The 18,239-nt window shown below is 38.7% G+C and carries 17 protein-coding genes; 2 read left to right on the top strand and 15 right to left on the bottom strand.

Features of this window, described 5'->3' with window-relative positions:
* Window positions 1-345: 345 nt before the first annotated feature.
* Window positions 346-1,227 (bottom strand): TIGR01777 family oxidoreductase, encoded by an 882-nt coding sequence (locus tag HNQ94_RS15280; RefSeq protein WP_174497007.1) that lies wholly within the window; start codon window positions 1,225-1,227, stop codon window positions 346-348.
* A gap of 167 nt (window positions 1,228-1,394) precedes the next feature.
* Here HNQ94_RS15280 and HNQ94_RS15275 point away from each other — a divergent pair, with 167 nt between their 5' ends.
* Window positions 1,395-1,925: a dCTP deaminase/dUTPase family protein gene (locus HNQ94_RS15275; RefSeq protein WP_174497006.1), complete on the top strand. Its 531-nt coding sequence runs from the start codon at window positions 1,395-1,397 to the stop codon at window positions 1,923-1,925.
* Between the two features lie 386 nt (window positions 1,926-2,311).
* Window positions 2,312-3,730, top strand: a complete 1,419-nt coding sequence (locus HNQ94_RS15270; RefSeq protein WP_174497005.1) for a TcaA NTF2-like domain-containing protein — start codon at window positions 2,312-2,314, stop codon at window positions 3,728-3,730.
* Between the two features lie 50 nt (window positions 3,731-3,780).
* Here HNQ94_RS15270 and HNQ94_RS15265 read toward each other — a convergent pair whose 3' ends face one another.
* From HNQ94_RS15265 to HNQ94_RS15200, 14 genes are all read right to left on the bottom strand, one after another.
* Window positions 3,781-4,608, bottom strand: coding sequence for a hypothetical protein (locus HNQ94_RS15265; RefSeq protein ID WP_174497004.1), 828 nt, complete (start codon window positions 4,606-4,608; stop codon window positions 3,781-3,783).
* Between the two features lie 200 nt (window positions 4,609-4,808).
* Window positions 4,809-5,693: an MORN repeat-containing protein gene (locus HNQ94_RS15260; protein WP_174497003.1), complete on the bottom strand. Its 885-nt coding sequence runs from the start codon at window positions 5,691-5,693 to the stop codon at window positions 4,809-4,811.
* Window positions 5,694-5,915: 222 nt separating this feature from the next.
* A complete protein-coding gene (locus HNQ94_RS15255; protein ID WP_174497002.1) occupies window positions 5,916-7,037 on the bottom strand; it encodes a M20 peptidase aminoacylase family protein in 1,122 nt (373 codons plus the stop codon).
* A gap of 201 nt (window positions 7,038-7,238) precedes the next feature.
* Window positions 7,239-7,421 (bottom strand): hypothetical protein, encoded by a 183-nt coding sequence (locus tag HNQ94_RS15250; protein WP_174497001.1) that lies wholly within the window; start codon window positions 7,419-7,421, stop codon window positions 7,239-7,241.
* A gap of 41 nt (window positions 7,422-7,462) precedes the next feature.
* Window positions 7,463-7,663, bottom strand: coding sequence for a hypothetical protein (locus HNQ94_RS15245; protein ID WP_174497000.1), 201 nt, complete (start codon window positions 7,661-7,663; stop codon window positions 7,463-7,465).
* A 4-nt stretch (window positions 7,664-7,667) separates the two neighbouring features.
* Window positions 7,668-8,429, bottom strand: a complete 762-nt coding sequence (gene nagB / locus HNQ94_RS15240) for a glucosamine-6-phosphate deaminase (protein ID WP_174496999.1) — start codon at window positions 8,427-8,429, stop codon at window positions 7,668-7,670.
* A 2-nt stretch (window positions 8,430-8,431) separates the two neighbouring features.
* Window positions 8,432-9,595 carry an N-acetylglucosamine-6-phosphate deacetylase gene (nagA, locus tag HNQ94_RS15235; protein ID WP_174496998.1) on the bottom strand — a complete coding sequence of 388 codons (1,164 nt, stop codon included), beginning with the start codon at window positions 9,593-9,595 and terminating at the stop codon, window positions 8,432-8,434.
* Between the two features lie 327 nt (window positions 9,596-9,922).
* The gene (locus HNQ94_RS15230; RefSeq protein ID WP_174496997.1) at window positions 9,923-10,753 is read right to left on the bottom strand and encodes a hypothetical protein; all 831 of its coding nucleotides are present in this window, start codon (window positions 10,751-10,753) and stop codon (window positions 9,923-9,925) included.
* 12 nt (window positions 10,754-10,765) lie between these two features.
* Entirely contained in the window at window positions 10,766-11,392 is a 627-nt protein-coding gene (locus tag HNQ94_RS15225) for an NUDIX hydrolase (RefSeq protein ID WP_174496996.1), read from the bottom strand.
* 14 nt (window positions 11,393-11,406) lie between these two features.
* On the bottom strand, window positions 11,407-12,558 hold the full coding sequence (locus HNQ94_RS15220) for an ABC transporter substrate-binding protein (RefSeq protein ID WP_174496995.1): 1,152 nt from the start codon (window positions 12,556-12,558) through the stop codon (window positions 11,407-11,409).
* A gap of 30 nt (window positions 12,559-12,588) precedes the next feature.
* Window positions 12,589-14,001, bottom strand: coding sequence for a phosphohexomutase domain-containing protein (locus tag HNQ94_RS15215; protein ID WP_174496994.1), 1,413 nt, complete (start codon window positions 13,999-14,001; stop codon window positions 12,589-12,591).
* 172 nt (window positions 14,002-14,173) lie between these two features.
* On the bottom strand, window positions 14,174-15,844 hold the full coding sequence (locus tag HNQ94_RS15210) for an ABC transporter permease (RefSeq protein WP_174496993.1): 1,671 nt from the start codon (window positions 15,842-15,844) through the stop codon (window positions 14,174-14,176).
* On the bottom strand, window positions 15,819-16,931 hold the full coding sequence (locus HNQ94_RS15205; RefSeq protein ID WP_174496992.1) for an ABC transporter ATP-binding protein: 1,113 nt from the start codon (window positions 16,929-16,931) through the stop codon (window positions 15,819-15,821). Before HNQ94_RS15205 ends, HNQ94_RS15210 begins: the two co-directional genes overlap by 26 nt.
* A gap of 177 nt (window positions 16,932-17,108) precedes the next feature.
* The gene (locus tag HNQ94_RS15200; protein WP_174496991.1) at window positions 17,109-18,128 is read right to left on the bottom strand and encodes an ABC transporter substrate-binding protein; all 1,020 of its coding nucleotides are present in this window, start codon (window positions 18,126-18,128) and stop codon (window positions 17,109-17,111) included.
* Window positions 18,129-18,239 lie beyond the last annotated feature (111 nt).

Here is an 18,239-nt window from a genome sequence, read left to right as displayed (position 1 = left end):
AGGTCAAAAAAAATAAAAGGGGAAGAAACAATCCCCCTGAATAAATATAGTTGAAACATTGTGATTCAATTTTACACAATAACGTGGACTTGACTCACATACCCTACATATCTACCACTTTATACGTTATACCTTTCACTTCTACGAAAAATTAACATGAATTGTTAAAAATATTCATCTATCCCTCTAAGATAAACCATGCTATAATAATCTAGCGATGAGCTAATTGCATAAGACAAGGTTGACACACCTTTATGGTAATGCACTATGTGGAGTGCAGTCCCTTGCCGCAATACGTAAAGAAAGACGTCCAAATCGGGCGTCTTTTTTGCATTTTCATAAAAATTATAAAATATCTTCCAATGCCTCATGAAGAGTCTCAAAGCTAAAATTATAACCCTCATGTATTAACCGCTCAGGCACGACCCAGCGACTTTTTAAAACTAATTCTGTTTCTGTCTTGATGAAAATAGCACCTAGTTCAAGCATCCATTTTGGTGAAGGTAAACCAACCGGGACCTTCAATTTTGCTCGTAGTAACTTCATAAGCTCTGCGTTATCGACGGGATATGGTGCAGAACAATTAAACACACCGCTCAGGTCATTTCTTTCCTTTAAAAATTGTACAATTTGAAACAAATCTTCAATATGAATCCAACTAAATTTCTGTTTCCCTGTTCCCTGTTTACCACCAAGTCCAAGTCTTACTAAATTTTTATATGGAGTCATTACTCCACCTTCTTTACCAAGTACAATCGCTATTCGGAGAGCAATTTGCCTTGTATTAGGCAGGGAAAAACCAAAGAAGGAGTCCTCCCAATTTTTTGCGACATCCACTGAAAATCCTGTACCAATTTCTCCATCCGCTTCTGTCATTGGGCGATCTTCTGCGTGTCGGTATATAGTAGCTGTACTAGAATTCATCCATACGTTAGGTGGATTTTTACATGCTAAAATGGATTCTCCAAGTATACTTGTGGTCTCCGTCCTTGAATGCATAATTTCATTTTTGTTCTTTTCATTGTATCGGCAATTGACAGATTTCCCTGCTAAATTCACTAAAAGTTCAGCACCTTCTAATGCCTCTATTATTCCAGATTTATCATCCCATGAAACATAGAGAGGTTGTCTAGATATGATTTTCACTTCATATCCTAGCTCAATAAATTTCCTCTTGAAATACTCACCAATAAAGCCAGTTCCACCAGCTATAACTATCTTTTTCATATAAAAGATCCCCATTCTGAAATGCACAATGTGAAAACGAGATTTTTCGGGTGGTGACAGGCACCACAAGTTAAGTATACCAAACCTCCCACGACAATGACGTATGACTAAAAGTTAACATATATGATAAACATTAGAATAATGACAAACCATTTAGGAGGTAAAATATGACTAAACACAACAAAACGAGAGGATTTGAAATCGCAAAAGGGTATGAGGAAAGAGACATCCGTCTACCAATTAGACAAACAACCTTTGCCGCCGGTTATGACTTTGAAGCTGCGGAAGACGTAACAATCCCATCTATTTTTCAGGTGCTCTTTAATAAATTACTGAAAAAATTAAATTCTGAAGAAAACCTGACAGAGGAAGACAACCAATTACTAAAACCAACCTTAGTACCGACTGGGGTAAAAGCTTACATGCAAGAGGACGAAGTATTACTAGTATTTAGTCGTTCAAGTGGACCAATCAAACGATTTCTCCTACTCAGCAATGGAACTGGTGTCGTCGATAAAGATTTCTATTCAAACGAAAAAGATGACGGTGATATTAAATTACAATTTCTCAACTTTGGAATTCTACCAGTTAAAATCAAAAAAGGAGAACGAATCGGACAAGGCATGTTCCAAAAATACCTACTAACCGACTACGACCGAGCAAAAGGAGAAAGAAAAGGCGGCTTTGGATCTACATAAATACGTTCCCCGACTCTGGGGAACATTTACCACACATGGATTAATAAAGTCGCTTGAACGAGCGAATAATCTTGTTGAACCTCTAATTCTCATACTGCTAACTCATACATAATCTGCCTGAACCCTCGATTCTCGCTGCTAACTCACAATTTATCCGTCTGAACCTTCAATTCCTCCTGAACCTGCAATCCCCTAATCTAAGCACTAACCAAGCAATCTTACCCTCAGTAAAATAGAAAAAACCTTCACTCCTTAACCAATTATCCATAAAACCACTCTCCCTCACAAATTCAAGCAATCTAACACCCCAAATAAAAAGCATATTCTCAATTAATCCTTTATAAAAATAATAAATAGGTACAAATAGCTAAATAAGGAGTGAGAATATGAATTTTTGTCGGAGTTGCGGTTCTAAACTAGATACGGAAAAGAAATTTTGTATCCACTGTGGAGCCCCACTTGAGAACGGTCCAACAGACCATTACTCAGAGCTCTCTTCTCAAGAGTTAACTACCTACCAGCGCACCAAACGAAAACCACTATCGAAAGCAACGAAAATATTCCTTACTTTCGGGATTGGACTCATACTAGCATTGGTAATAACCCACCAAATTTTATCATCCCATTATGACCCTATGAAAGATTTGCAGGCTATGGATCAGGCACTAGCTACGAATAGCATCCAGACGTTAAATGAGTATATTGAGTTCGACGATTCCGCAATTCTTGATGAGGAGAGTTACTTTGAATACATAAAAGATGTGGAGTGGGAGGTTGTAAAAGAACAATATACAAAAATAATAAAAGAGCCCACTGATTCCACCTCCACCATTGCTAGTAGCCTGGGAGCACCTCTATATTATGTGAAAAATGAACCTATCCTCTTTGGGTTATATAATCAATTTTCTTTAGAAGCTGTTCCCTCCGAACTTAAAGTCGTTTCTGCCTTGGATGACACACAGATTAAAATTGAAAATATTTCTACTACAATAGGCGTAAATACGTCAACAACTATTGCAGACATTTATCCAGGTACCTTCACGCTAAGCGGAACAGCGAATAATGATTTTGGTGAGTTCCAATACGAAGACACTATTACAATTCAGGCTATAACGGAGGTAGAAAAAGCAATAGAATTCCCTATCAAAAACTACGCCATTAATACGAATGTTCCTGAGGCAGATTTATTTCTAAATGATCAACCTTTTGGGATAAAACTTTCAGCAATAGATCAATTAGGCCCATTTCCAGTGGATAGTTCTTCTATACTACATGCCCAGTGGAGGAAGCCGAATGGAGAAGTTATTCAATCTAGTTCCGTGAATGTAAAAGAATATGCCACAGCTAATGAGATTCCGCTAATGTTTGCTGAGAGCGATTTAGTAGAAGAAAAGGAAGTGGAAACAGCTAGTACGACTGAGGAACAAGGAAATCATGAAGCCGCTGGCCAGTATGTTTTAGATTTTCGTAATGCTTATGAAATCGCCTTAAACAGACAGGATTTTAGCTATATTGAACCTTATTTATTAGACGGTAGTCATGTAGATGAAGATTTACATCAATATATTAAGGATTTGATGGGATCTACCTACCATTATGATTTTGAATCCAATACGGTATTAGATAGCAACATTATTGATAACAAAACGGCCAAGATCACTACAAGAGAGTTGTTTACTTACACGACTAGCTCTGGCGAAAAAATATACTATGACAAAAGCAAGGTTTACACCGTTATTTACGAAAATGGTGTATACCAAATTACGTATATAGAATACACCGATACAGATCGAACGTATAACTAATAAAACCGGGCTGCAGTGAATGCACTGTAGCCCGGTTCATTTTTTTCTAATTAAAATAAAGGAAAACTACTTAAGAATTCATCTACTTGCCTCAAGTAATCAACAACAGTGTTACTAATAAAAATATAAGCAATAATCATGGCGATAACAGGGGCACCTATGCTCGCATAAACTCTTTGTTCCGACGTATTCCTCGTTACCTCCATCGTAAGCAAGGCCGGAACGATGTACGTAACGAAAAATAAAGACCCAAATAATAAAATAAGCGATAAATTGAAAGCTCCTATGTAAGTCAATATGAGAGCAATTACATTAACGACTGTAAAGGGAACTACCAATCCACTAAACTGAGAAATAAGTGTTTTGGCTGTTAATGGACTTTTTGCTATTTTTACCATCACAAGCATACTAATAAATCCGATTGCTAAAAATACAAGGGCAAAAAAAGCAACTCTACTAAACACTTCAAAAAATGGCACACTAATCTGTTCAAGAGGAATGAACGAACTTCCTAAATGGTCACTAATAATGGAATCTAGAAAAGAATAAATAGTGAAACCAAAAACAACAGCAAATAGTGCCAAACTGATTAAACCAGTAGCAAAATCCCCTTCCCCCGCTTTAAACGCTTTCGTAGGATTTTTTGCTAAGGTAACAAAATTGGAGAAATAGTTACTAAAAACATTTTCTGTTTTCACTGGGGAACGCGACACAGTTGCCACTCCACCACTACTCATATTTACTTGTACATGATCTTCATTTATTGATGGCTCGGAGGCAACTGGTGGATTCGGATTAACAACTAGCTTCCCTCCACACTCCTCACAAAAATTCCCCTCTGTTTGCTTGTGGTTACACTGCGAACATATCAAATCCACCCATCATCCCTTCTGTATTTATAGTCCTATCACATTATATAAACCTGCGTTAATTGGTTTATATTGCTATCCTATAGAAAAACAACTGAATTATGAGTGATTTTTAGTCTAGAGAGTATAAATCCTTATCTATTTTCCCCTACCGATGCTAATTAAATAAAGAGAGCCTCACTCGAAAAGAATGAGGCTCTCTCACTTTATTATTCTTGTAATTCATCATTAATCCACTGGCCTTCTAACACCGTTCCATCGGCCAATGTGGCTTTTCCATATCCGTTTCGTTGCCAATCTTTCACTTCACCCTCGTATGTCTCACCGTCAGGATGGGTGAATTTTCCCGTTCCATTTGGCGCATCATTTTTCCACTCTCCCTGATAAATGCTTCCATCTTTCCCAACAAACTGTCCGATACCTTCTCTTTTTCCGTCTTTCCATTCCCCTTCATACGTTACTTGATTCCAAAGATTGTGAACCACTAATTGCCCATGGCCATTTTCCATATTGTTCGCGAATTCACCTTCGTATGTATAGTTCATAAAATAACCAAAGTTAAAATGCTCTACACCGTGCCCATGGCGTTGGTCCTCTTTCCATTCACCTTTATAATAAGAGGAATTATTGTAAGAATGTCCTTCACCATCTTTGAGTCCATTTTTATAATCCCCCACATACGTCGCATCAAAAATTTTCTCATCGACTTCTTCTTCCTCAAAGCCAACTGCAGCACTAGTTAATAATAGAGCAAACATAACTACAACGGAAAGACCATGTTGAACGAGTATCCGCTTTCTTGTTCTTGCACCAAAAACAGGAATCTTCATAGGTACAATTAGCCCTATTACGAGCGTTAAGATAAATAGGAACAAAAGAATGAGAGTGGTTAACATAAAGGCAAATGGCCAAGTAGTTACGAACCCTGAGAGGATTAAAACCGATCCAAGAAATAAAGTACTAAAATAGAATACAACTGTTTTTCTATTTCTATTTTCTTTTCCTTTCCAAAGCACGATCCAGCTTGGTTTAATTACTCCTATGAGTAATAGAATAATAGATAGTAAAGCTAAAAATGAGAATAATGTAATCATGGTTTCCTCCTGAGATGTATTTATTTCTATAATTTGTAAAAACAATATACCATTTTGGCTAGGAATTAGATACTATTCTTAAATAATTCTTTTACAAACTTTTTGATTTAGTAGACACAAAAAAATGGTGCCAGCTCCTGCCGACACCATTTTTGACTATCGATTTATTTCTCTAAGCAAAAGGCCTTCCTATTATAGGGAAGGCTTTTGAATTGGAATCTATTAATCTCTCAATGTTTTTAATATAGCCGATACTAAAACTCGAACAACATCCGGGATAACATCATGATTAAACGTCATGTTCGGATGATGGAGGCCAGGCTTTAAATCACAACCAACCGCTAGCATCGATGCTTTCAATTCTGGACGTTTTATTGTATAGAAATGAAAATCATCCCCACCCGAAGTCATGATCATCGGCTTCAATTTACTTTCTCCTACTGTCGCACAAATGGCTTCCTCCAGAAGGGCTCTTGCTTCCTCATTAATGACAGCAGCAGCCACATTAGAACTAATTTCTAATTTTATATCAATATCGTGGTAATCACTTAAGGCTCTTGCCATCTTTTTCAATTGGCTCATCATTGTATCCATTAACTCATTAGTCTGTGCCCTCATATCTACGGAGAACGTCGCGTTCCCAGGAATAATATTCGTACTCTTCCCACCAGCATGGAAAGAGGTCACCTTCATCGAATGAGGAACGACGGGATCAAAAGACATATTGTTAATCAACTGAACAAGCTCAGCCCCAACTGCAATTGCATTCACATTCAAATGAGGTCTTGCCCCGTGCGCATCTTCCCCTTTAATCACACCGTTGACAAATCGAGCTGCTCCATGTTGGATTGCAGGCGCAAACTGATTATGTGTAAGCTCTTGAATAGGACGAAGGTGAATGCCGTATAAAAAGTCCACATCATCCACGACGCCCTTTTCAACCATCTTTAAAGCCCCAGTACCCTGCTCTTCAGCAGGTTGAAAAATAAACCGCACCGTCCCGTCTAATTTTTCCTGTTGCTCTACTAAGGCGAAGAAGGTTCCAAGCACAATCGTCATATGGGCATCATGACCACAAGAGTGGTTAGCACGAAACTCCCCATTGACCTCTTGCCACAAAGCATCAATATCTGTACGTAGGGCAACTACTGGCTTCCCTTGACCAATATCCACAACTAACCCCGTGCAATCATCAAAAGTAGTTATCTTACAAGGATACTTTTTTACTACCGATTTAATATATTCTGTCGTCTTCACTTCCTCCCAACTAATTTCAGGATTTTCATGAAGAAAATTAAAAATTTCATCTAATTTAGGTGTTAAATCTAGTAAGTTAATGCCCATAAGTCTGCCCCTTTATCTAATAATTATTCTTATTATAGAGAAAATATTTCGAAAAGGGAATTACCTTTGTTTGGCATTATAAAAACTTGGCTTGTCGCCAAGCCTTATGGCGAAAGCCTTAGTGTTTCTTATACTTTAACCTTTAACAAATTTTTTAAAAAATAGTAATAACCATTCCCTTGAAGGGATGGTTATTACCTCTTATTTATTCAAGTTTTCTAGATTTTCTCTAACTTCCTTTATATGTTCCATCTGTTCCTGATATGGATCCTTATCTTCTGTGAAAATATCAAGAATGACATCCTTATTACTTATGTAAATGATGAGGACAGATAATATCGTTCCTATTACGATTAGGCTCGTGCGCAAATATTTATTTTTCAAATGAATCCCCCTATTTGATAGATTAAAAAACGAAAACCTTATTAATCAATCATTCTAGCAACATCCTTACCACACTTTTTGCATTTCCCTTTTAAAACAATGTTAAAGTCTATTGACTCTACATGGTAATCTACAATTGTCGTTACATAGCACTCACTACAAAACACGCTCTCCTCAAGCGTTTTCCTCTCACTCTCTGGAATTGCTAGCCATTTCTTACGTGCTATTTCATCTATTGGCATCCTTTCACCCCATTCGTGAAACGTTTTGTGAAACAAGATTTCTCGGGCGGTGACAGGCACCCCCATCCGCAATGATGACAACGTCCTTATGCTTTTGCAAAACAGACGCCGGAAAGTCTTCAGTTACTTCGCCGTTAATTAGTTTGTGCAGTGCTTCGGCTTTCTTTTCACCTGATACGAGCAAGATAATTCTATCGCTTTCCATGATGGTACCAATTCCCATGGTGATGGCTTTGCTTGGCACTTCATCGATGGAATCAAAAAAACGGGCATTCGCGCGACGTGTTGTATCTGCCAAGTCTACTACATGTGTCCGACTTTGAAAAGGTGTTCCTGGTTCATTAAATCCTATGTGACCATTTAACCCTAGTCCCAACACTTGAACGTGAACGTTTCCCGCTTCTTTAACCTTCTCCTCATAGTCACGACATTCCTGTTCCAAATCCAGCGCATTCCCATTAGGTAAATGTGTATGTTCCGGTGAAATATCAACATGGTTAAACAGCTTTTCTTCCATATAATAGCGATAACTATTCGGGTCATGTTTGCTTAGTCCCACATACTCATCTAAATTAAAGCTCCTAACATTTTTAAAGGAGACCTCGCCACGCTCATATGCTTCTATTAAGTACTCGTACATTTTAACTGGGGTAGATCCCGTCGCCAACCCTAAAATGGGATTATCTAGTTGTTTTATCGTATCCAGTATGATTGAGCACGCTTTTCTACTCATTTCGTTATAGTCTTTTACCTCGATCACTTTCATGATTATCCCCCTCTGTAAGCAATTTCTCCACGGCAAATAGTCAAAGATACATTTACCTCATCGTCTACTAATAAAATGTCAGCATCTTTCCCAATGGTTAAACTTCCTTTTCTATCGTAGACGCCAATTTGTTTAGCCGGATTAACGGAGGCCATTTCGATTATATGCTTTAGGGTAACCCCATCTAATCCTAGCATTCGTTTTGCCCCTTCGTTCATTTTCAAAATACTGCCAGCCAATGTCCCATCCTCAAGTGTGGCACGATCTTCACTAACAGTAGTCGGGCGACCCCCTAAATCATAGACACCTGGTTCAAGCCCTTTTGCCCGCATAGAATCTGTGATCATAATGAGACGTTCACTGCCCATATTTTCAAAAATAAGCTGCAGCATTTCTCGTGAAATATGGATCCCGTCCGTAATAATTTCCCCTCGTAATTCCTCCAGCTGAAAAGCCGCTCCAACAACACCAATATCCCGGTGATGAATCCCAGACATCGCATTACACAAATGGGTAACCTGCCGAACCCCTTCTGAAACAGCCTTTTTCATCCCAGCAAAATTCGCATTCGTATGCCCAGCAGACACATTCACACCTGATAACTCTAATGCTTTTATAAAAATACCTTGATCATCATGCTCCGGCGCCATCGTTATCGTCTTAATTTTCCCGCCAGATAGTAGCTGCCACTTTTTAAACAAATCCAAATCAGGCTCCATAATATATTCAAGTGGCTGTGCACCAGCTTTATCCTTCTCAATAAATGGCCCTTCCAAATGAACACCCAGTACTTCCGCTTGCCCAGCTTTATTCACGTAGTTCGCCACATTGACTAGAGCTTTTTCAATGTTTTCCGGTGATTGCGTTATTGTTGTCGCTAAAAAGCTCGTAGTTCCTTCATGCGGCAAAACACCGGCCATATTAGTTAACGCTTCCTCTGTAGCATCCATCACATCAGACCCATTCGTACCATGAATGTGCCCATCAATAAATCCTGGGATAGCATGTAAGTTTTTCCCCTCTATCACTTCTACTTGTTCATCCATCAAATCTGGTGTCTCTGGATAAATTACCGCTATCTTTCCATCTGCCAAAAGCAGAGCACCGTTTTCTAACACGGAATCTTCTGTATATACGTTCACATTTGTAATCAACAATCTTTTCAAAACTAACCCTCCCGATAAGGTAGAGAGGTGTTCACCTCTCTTTTTATGTAAGTGCCAAATATATGCAACAAAATGTTAGAAAAACTTGGCTTGTCGCCAAGTCCTTGAGGCGAAAGCCTTAGTTTTTCTTATACTTTAATCCTTTAACAAAGTTAAAGTAATCCTGCTGAACCTTTAACTATTCCCCGCGAACCTGCAATAATACGCTTCAACCTTTAATCTTCCACCCCGAACCTTCAATCATTCCGCCACAGCCTATAATTCAGCAAGATAGGCGGAAAAAAGCAGCTTTTTCTCTTGCAAAATCAGAGGAAAAACTGCTCACATTCACTTAATCTTCACTTTCATATACGTTCGATCATCAAAAGACACATTACCTTGGATTAACCCTTTCGTCGCCACGTTTTCACGGATGCAAAGAGGGTCAACCTCGATTATCTTTGCTAATTCCTCTTCCGATTGTTTTAGCGTTTCATAAATTTTTGGATATCCGTCTGATGCAAGGGAAATCACCACTACATCCTCTGGCACATCCACTGTCTTGATCAACTCCGGTGGAATCGGAAACCCATTCACTACCGCATAGCTCAAATTCGATTCTGGATTTGTATTCTGGAAATTATACTGCTTCTGAATCAGTGGTTTGATCATTTGAAAACCTACATCATCAGCAAGTAGTTCTTCCTCCGTTGCACCACGGATCAATTCTCCTTGCAGCAAAATACTTCTTACTTCACCAAACACCACATCAATATGTTTAACATTTTGGTGGAGCTCACCGTTAAAGAAGCATTGGCAATCGCCGACCATCCAAACTTTGCTGTGGTGCTTACTGTAAATAATCATCGATGCGCTCGGGCAAAGGAATGGTTTGTTTTTTACCTCTTCTTCCAATCCAAGGCTTTTGTACAGTTGGCTATATTGTTCATTAATCACATGAATAATATCCTGAATGTCTTCCGTACCATTCAACGTTTCAAAGGCCGTTTTAATGATATCCGTAGCTAACTGGCCTTGTGTCTTCCCATCATAAAAACGATCGGATACACTCGTTGCTCCATCGATGACGACGGCGTAGTGGTCATTTAAAAAATAACCGTCTTCACAACGAGACATGTCACCAGATTTCGATTGGATATACAGTTCTTCTATTTTCATTACAACACCTCGTTAATCAAAATAAACGGTCTGATTGTTCTGCTCTGTTACTGCATTTAGAGCAATCGTAAGTTGTTCTTGTGTTATTCGTTCCGAGGATAATGGGGGAATATCGTCTACAGCAAAAAATCCTACGTCTTTTGTTTCTATGCTTCCTTTTAAATCACCACTTAAAACTTCACATAAAAAATAAACGGTGTAGATATGCTGCATCGTAACCGAAGGATTTTTTTTCGTTTGGTCAAAAAAGGCGATTAGCCGAACAGCCTTTGTTTTCAACCCTGTCTCTTCTTCTATTTCTTTTTCGATGTTTTCACTTGGGGTTAAATTGATGTCACACCAGCCACCTGGTAAACACCAAAGTCCATCTGCGGCCTCTTTAACCATTAAAAGCTTCCCATTCTGCATGACGACTCCACGGACAGCCATCTTTGGAGTCGTATAACCCGATTCGATTGGGAGTTTTTCTATTACCTCGTCCTCACTCATACCAGAAATATAGGATAGCATCGTTGTCGCTAAATCATGCATTTGAGAATATCTCTCTTTATCAAATACATCTTTCCCGTACGTTAGTCCGGTTTGGGCAACACTCTTTAGTTCCTTCGCCCATTGTTTAATTTGCTCCGCCGCATCCATCCTATCACCTCACTCTATTTCTCTATTTCAATCGCTTTATTTTTAATATCTGTCCAGCTTTCTCTACTCGCCTCTTCTATTTCTGTGCCAATAAAAAGATGCTCGTATTGTAGCAGTTCACTAATGTATTTTGACATGGGGAGATCATGCACAAATGCGGTGTCCTCCATTAACGTTTTCGCAGCAGGAAGCCAGCCATTTTTGCCTAAAAACTGTAATTGTATTTCTTCTTTATTTAAAAAGGTAAATAACTCATCCACCATTTCGTTTTCATTCATCACAACTAACCCGTGACCAGATACGAGAATAGGATAACTGTTCGGGATAAACGGAATGACGTCAAACTCAAAGGAATTCCCGATTAACTCTTGTACTGTTTGCAAATGCACAGACGTTGACACGAGCGCCCCTACCTCCAAATTAGCAAATCGCGTAATTGCCATATGGTTATCTAAAGGAGGAACTAATTGATACACATTGACCAAGTCATTCCACATGTCGTCAAAAGAAGCATTGGTCGGTCCTATTGTAGAAGCTACCTTTGCCTCCCAGTAAAAAGGAATTTGTTCGTCAAAATGAAACAACCAGAAAGGCTGAATATTGTTGTTCTCATTAATCTTATCCTGGATTTCTTTGTATTTTCCCAAGTGCTTCTCAAACGGAAAAAGAGTTTCCCCGTCCGTATAATGATTTCTTAAAAGGGATTCATTCACAAACAGTAACGGGATTTCCATTCCTAACGGGTACGCATATAGCTTATCCTGATAAGTAAAACTTTTATGAATGGACGGATGAAACTGTGTCAACAGATCAGAAGAAATACGTTCGATCGGGTATACGTCATACTGTTTTACTATTTCATCCATTCCATCATGATCATTTACCTCTATCACATCCGGAAGCTCACTAGTAACATTTGATAAAGTAAGTTCTTCCATCAATGCCTCTTTATCATTAAATTGCCTCACATTTACTTTTACGTTGTATTCATTTTCAAATTGATCCAAGCTAGGAGCAAGCCCACTACTTGTTATCCATATGTTTATCGTAGAGTCATACTCATCTTCCTTGTTCAGCACAAAGTCTTGATTGAGCAAATCTACTATGTAAAAAATACAGATAATAATGATAGAAATGGATAAGAGAAAAAGTAATTTCAGCTTCATTTTATGGGCTCCTAGCTAAACGTTTTTGCCTTACTCCTCAATAATAGCACAGACGTTTCGCACAATTCCTGCTAATTTTTCCTCTTGTGGAGACTCTACCATTATGCGCAGTAAAGGTTCGGTTCCGGAAAAACGCACTAAGCACCACGTGCCATCTTCCCATTCCCACTTAACCCCATCAAAGGTTTTATGTGCTGTTAAAGTGCCTGCATAAATAGAATCAGCATTTACATTCGCAATTAGCGTTTGGATTTCATCTTTTCTCTCTGCCTCATACGTATAATTGGCTTCTTTCGTAAAGCGTTTGCCAAATTTATTCGAAATCTCATCTCGTATAGTTTTCATCGATTTCCCAGTATGTGCTAGCATTTCTAGTAATACACCAGCAGACAAAATAGCGTCCTTTTCTAACAAATGGCCTTTGATTGTAATACCACCAGAGCTTTCTCCACCAATAATCGCATCAGATTGTAGCATTCCTTCAGCAATATGTTTGAAGCCTACTGGTTTTTCGATACATTCAAAGCCGTAGTGTTCTGCTATTTCATCTAACAAGTGCGTAGTCGAAATATTACGGACAACGTTTCCTGGTACTTTTTTATATTCCATAAAATAGTAGTACAAGATTGTTAAAATTTCGTTCGCATCGACATAGTTTCCTTCTTCGTCGATAACGGCAATGCGGTCCCCATCACCGTCTGTCGCAATACCAATGTCATATTCTCCTTCTTTCATCATACCCATTAATCGCCATAGGGTACTTTCCGTAGGAGCCGGAACACGTCCGCCAAATAGTGGATCTGCTTTGTCGTGAATAATTTTCACGTTCGAGCGTGTGTCTACTAACAACGTTAAAACAGAATCGACACCAGTCCCAAACATTGGATCATATAACACATTAATGGAAGACTGTTTAATTAACTCCATATCAAGCTGGGATTCGATGAACTCGATAAACATATTCGTGTAATTTTTTCTCTCTACTAAACTACTCGCTAATGCTTTTTTATACGAAAGTCTATTTACCTCATCCATACTAATATTATTAATGACATTTTCTAACTCCGATGTAATATCCTCTGTTGCAGGTAATCCTCCTTCACGCACGTATTTAATCCCGTTATATATATGCGGATTATGACTAGCGGTAAAAGTAAGACCTGCTGCTGTCTCTTCTTTTATTGTTACGAAGTTCACTAAAGGTGTTGGCACAGAAGGAGTTAACAGTATAACCGGGATATTATTCCCAGCAAATACTTCTACGGACGCCTTCGCAAACTCCTCTGCCATAAATCGGTTATCATAGCCAATTACGACACCTTGTGCTTGTTTTCCACTTCGTATAATTTGATTGGAAACACCTTGGGAAAACTTACGTACATTATCAAACGTAAAATTTTCGCCAATAATGTCTCTCCATCCACCGGTTCCAAATTTGATCATTTTTCATCCTCCTTGGCGTAATTTATTCTCGTTGCAACCTAGACAATTCTCTCTTACAAATAAGGGGGATCCTCATCCCCCATGTAAGTCTCTCTTTATCCCGGAGTAAGCGTCCGTAGTTCCTTACTTCTATACCTAAGACGGACGCTAACACCCCGATAAGTCTCTTTTTTTATATCGTTACATCCTTCTTACCGGAAATAATATTAATGATAATTAAGGATATAATCGTCGTTAAGGATAAGATGGATGCCAATGCTGCTGCGGTTCCAAAGTTGGATGTAAATACTTCACTATAGATTGACACCGTAATCGTTCGCGTTGCCCCGTAGTATAGGACAATCGTTGAACTTAATTCGTTGATCGTCGTTACCCAGCTCAAAATGGCACCAGATAACACACCAGGTATCATTAAAATCGCTGTTGTTTTAAAGAACGTCCTCATCGGTGGAACCCCTAAACTAATCGAGGCTTCCTCGACACTTTTATCAATTTGATGCAAGATGGCGGTACTCGATCGCATCGTATACGGGAGCTTCCGAATCACGTATGCGATAACAAGAATTACCCATGTTCCTGTTAATTCAATTGGTGGTTTATTGAAGGCAATAATTAAACTAATACCTAAAACCGTACCCGGAATAACATATGGAATCATAATTAACGCATCTAAAAGCGAAGTGATTTTCGACTTTCTTCTCACGACGACATAAGATAATAACAACCCTGCGAATACCATTATCACAATGGCGATACTTGCATACATAAAGGTATTGGTAATCGCCTGTGGTACTTTATATAATACTTCTCGATAACTATCTAAACTAAATCCACCGGCGAAAACTGGCCCGTTCGTCTTTAAAAATGAAGTCGTAATAACGGTAGCCTGTGGAATGATCGATAACGCCACAACTGCTGTAACAAAAAGCGTTGCAAAAACTCTTTTCGTTCCAGCTAACTTAATAATTTTCGGTGGTCGTAATGCACTCATCGTGTACGTTTTCTTCGTTACAACATAGCGCTGGACGAATAAAACGGTCGTTGTAACAGCTAACAAGATCATACTTAACGTACTAGCCATAGCTGGATTTGATCCCATTTCACTAATGAATTGCTCATAGGCTAAAATTGGTAGCACCTTTTCCCCTTGGCCGATTAACATCGGTGTACCGAAATCAGCGAAGGATGCCATAAATACCATCAAAGCTCCTGTTGAAACAGTAGGGAAAATTAATGGTAAGGTTACTTTACGAATACGTTGGAAACCAGAAACCCCTAAACTAGCAGATGCCTCTTCTAACGATACATCAATTGTTTTTAAAGCTCCGGAAACATATAAGTAAATGTGCGGGTAGAATTGTAGGGTAAATACCCAAATCATCCCGTGTAAGCCGTAAATAGACGGCATATCAATACCAAAATCTCTGAAAAAGTTCGTAATAAACCCGTTATTTCCTAACATTAAAATCCAAGAATATGCCCCAATAAATGGTGGGGAAAGTAACGTCAAGATAATTAAAATATGAAAAAATCCTTTAAACGGAATATTAAATCTCGACATGACGTAAGCAACTGGAATACCTAATAAACAAGCAAAAAAGGTAGCTGCTGTGGAAACGATAATACTGTTCAACAAGGCAGAATAATAGTATTTATAAGAGAAAAATTCCTGATAGTTTTCTAGAGAAACTTTTCCATCCTGCCAAAAGCTATTTAAAAATATATTAAACAGGGGGTAAATCAAGAAAAAAGCAATCAAAATAAAGGCTGCAATTGTTACATAATTCCAAAAGTCAAACTGGCGGAAAGGATTACGTCTACTTGCTAATGTTCTTGTGCTCATTCAGTACTTCCTCCCCGCTTTCATTAAATATAACGGCCTCCTCAGGGTTTAAGTCTACCTTCACCTTATCCCCAGTATTTCGCAGCATGTTATATCTAATAGAATGCTCATGTGAACTAATCACATTTCCGGAATGGAACTTAATTTTGTAGACAACAGACTCTCCTAAGAACGTCGCATCCACTACTTCTCCTTCTAATAACGTGTCACCAGTTTCCTCTACAGGCTTTAACTTCACCTGCTCTGGACGAACGGAATAAAGTACTTTCCCTTCCACTCGGTTTAATAACTTCGTAGCAAACTTAACTCCCTCTACTGTAACCGTTGCATTGTTATCTCCGTCTACACCAGAAAGAGTGCCTTCCATAAAGTTCGTACTACCAATAAAATTCGCCACAAATTTGTTTGATGGGCTTAAATAAATTTCATGCGGTCTTCCAACCTGTTGTACTTTTCCATCCTTCATAACCGCGATTCGGTCTGATACAGCAAGTGCCTCTTCTTGGTCATGTGTTACGTAGATAGTCGTAATGTTTAGGCTCTTTTGTAGTTGTTTAATATCCTCACGCATTTTGACACGTAGCTTGGCATCTAAGTTTGACAACGGCTCATCCATTAACAACAAACCAGGATGAATAACTATTGCACGCGCAAGCGCAACACGTTGCTGCTGCCCACCACTTAATTGAGATGGCTGACGATCTTGTAGATGCGTAAGCTCTACCATATCTAGTGCTTCTTTAGATCGTACTTTAATTTCCTCTTTATTCACTTTACGTGCTTTCAATCCGTAAGCGATGTTTTCCCCAACTGTTAAATGTGGAAAAATCGCATAATTTTGAAATACCATCCCGATATTTCGTTTATGCGCGGGAACGTCGTTAATTAATGTATCACCGAAATGAACATCCCCTTCGTCTTGCTGATAAAAACCAGCCAACGTACGAAGCAACGTTGTTTTCCCACAACCACTCGGACCTAATAATGTAAAAAATTCACCCTTGTTGATGGTGATATTAATGTTGTCTATTGCTTTATTTTCCCCAAAGTACTTACTTACATTTTGTATCTTTATATGTTCCTCCATAATGCCCCTCCTCTTGATAAAGGGATCAAGTTATAAACTCGATCCCTTTACTAGCTGCCTGTATTGTCCCGGAGCAAGCGTCCATAACCAGCCCTTAAGACTTAGAATGGACGCTAATACTCCGATAAGTTTCGCTATCAATAAGTGAAGTTAACCCCCACTTATTGAAGCTTCCCTTTATTGTGAAATAAGAATTTCTTGGAATTTCTCCATGATTTCATCTTTGCTAGTAGCAGACCATTCAAAGTCATAATCTACTAAAGGAATTTCGTCAGAAGCTACTAATCCTTCTGGAGGATTTACATCACTTCTAATAGAACGACGACTGAAGTCTTCCACGATCATTTCTTGAACATCTTTGCTTACTAAGAAATCAATAAATTCTTTTGCATTTGCATCATTTTTTGCACCTTTAATGAGTGCAACACCGTCTGGAACAGCAGATGTACCTTCTTCAGGATAATGAACGCCTACTGCAGCTCCACCAGCGATATAGCGGTAAGCAGCTTCCTCAAGTGTTAAACCTACTGGGAATTCCCCATCAGCTACACCTTTTGGAACCATACTAGAGCTTGAAAGAATTGTTCCATCTAAATTTGCAACGAAGTCTTTTACAAAGTCCCATCCTTCAGAACCATCACCATTATAAGCTGTTAGCATTGTTGCTAATTGCGTATAAGATGAACCTGATTTACTAGGATCTGTGTAAGCAATTTTGCCTGTCCATTTTGGATCTAATAGATCGCCCCAGCTTTTTGGTGCGTCTGCATCAGAAACCATATCTTGGTTATACATAATTACCATTGGAAGTGCAGAGAAACCTGTCCAAACGTTTGTTGGACTTTTGAAATCTGCAGGAATTGCTTCATCTTCAGCTGTTTTGTAAGGCTCGAAGCTATCAGCAAAAGCTTCTAATGATTCAGCTCCACCACCCCAGAATACATCTCCACCTGGGTTGTCAGCCTCAGCAGTAACACGGTTTAAAAGTTCACCAGTACCACCAGTTACAACGTCAACTTTAATTCCAGTTCTGTCTTGGAATTCTTTGATGATTGGATTAATAATTTCGTTTTGGTGAGGAGAATAAACAGTTAGTGTGTCAGAATCTCCACCAGAACCTTCTTCCTCATCTGAGCCACATGCGCTTAAAGCAAACACTAAAGCTGCCATAAGTAATAAAGTCAGAATCTTCTTCATTCTACAAAACCCCCTGTAATGTTTTATGATACAATTAAAATAGTAGCAACCTATGAAAACGGATACAATCATATATTTTTCCTAAAATGTATAACATTTTTCCACGAATGA

This window comes from Salirhabdus euzebyi, from assembly GCF_014207435.1.
Taxonomy (GTDB): Bacteria; Bacillota; Bacilli; order Bacillales; family Alkalibacillaceae; genus Salirhabdus; species Salirhabdus euzebyi.
The sequence above is the reverse complement of the archived record's forward strand: the minus strand, read 5'-3'. Positions and strand labels throughout refer to the sequence as shown.

Coding starts and splice junctions, on each gene's coding strand:
- HNQ94_RS15280 (WP_174497007.1), bottom strand. CDS start 1,227: ATGAAAAAGATAGTTATAGCTGGTGGAACTGGCTTTATTGGTGAGTAT.
- HNQ94_RS15275 (WP_174497006.1), top strand. CDS start 1,395: ATGACTAAACACAACAAAACGAGAGGATTTGAAATCGCAAAAGGGTAT.
- HNQ94_RS15270 (WP_174497005.1), top strand. CDS start 2,312: ATGAATTTTTGTCGGAGTTGCGGTTCTAAACTAGATACGGAAAAGAAA.
- HNQ94_RS15260 (WP_174497003.1), bottom strand. CDS start 5,693: ATGATTACATTATTCTCATTTTTAGCTTTACTATCTATTATTCTATTA.
- HNQ94_RS15255 (WP_174497002.1), bottom strand. CDS start 7,037: ATGGGCATTAACTTACTAGATTTAACACCTAAATTAGATGAAATTTTT.
- HNQ94_RS15245 (WP_174497000.1), bottom strand. CDS start 7,663: ATGCCAATAGATGAAATAGCACGTAAGAAATGGCTAGCAATTCCAGAG.
- nagB (WP_174496999.1), bottom strand. CDS start 8,429: ATGAAAGTGATCGAGGTAAAAGACTATAACGAAATGAGTAGAAAAGCG.
- HNQ94_RS15230 (WP_174496997.1), bottom strand. CDS start 10,753: ATGAAAATAGAAGAACTGTATATCCAATCGAAATCTGGTGACATGTCT.
- HNQ94_RS15225 (WP_174496996.1), bottom strand. CDS start 11,392: ATGGATGCGGCGGAGCAAATTAAACAATGGGCGAAGGAACTAAAGAGT.
- HNQ94_RS15220 (WP_174496995.1), bottom strand. CDS start 12,558: ATGAAGCTGAAATTACTTTTTCTCTTATCCATTTCTATCATTATTATC.
- HNQ94_RS15215 (WP_174496994.1), bottom strand. CDS start 14,001: ATGATCAAATTTGGAACCGGTGGATGGAGAGACATTATTGGCGAAAAT.
- HNQ94_RS15210 (WP_174496993.1), bottom strand. CDS start 15,844: ATGAGCACAAGAACATTAGCAAGTAGACGTAATCCTTTCCGCCAGTTT.
- HNQ94_RS15205 (WP_174496992.1), bottom strand. CDS start 16,931: ATGGAGGAACATATAAAGATACAAAATGTAAGTAAGTACTTTGGGGAA.
- HNQ94_RS15200 (WP_174496991.1), bottom strand. CDS start 18,128: ATGAAGAAGATTCTGACTTTATTACTTATGGCAGCTTTAGTGTTTGCT.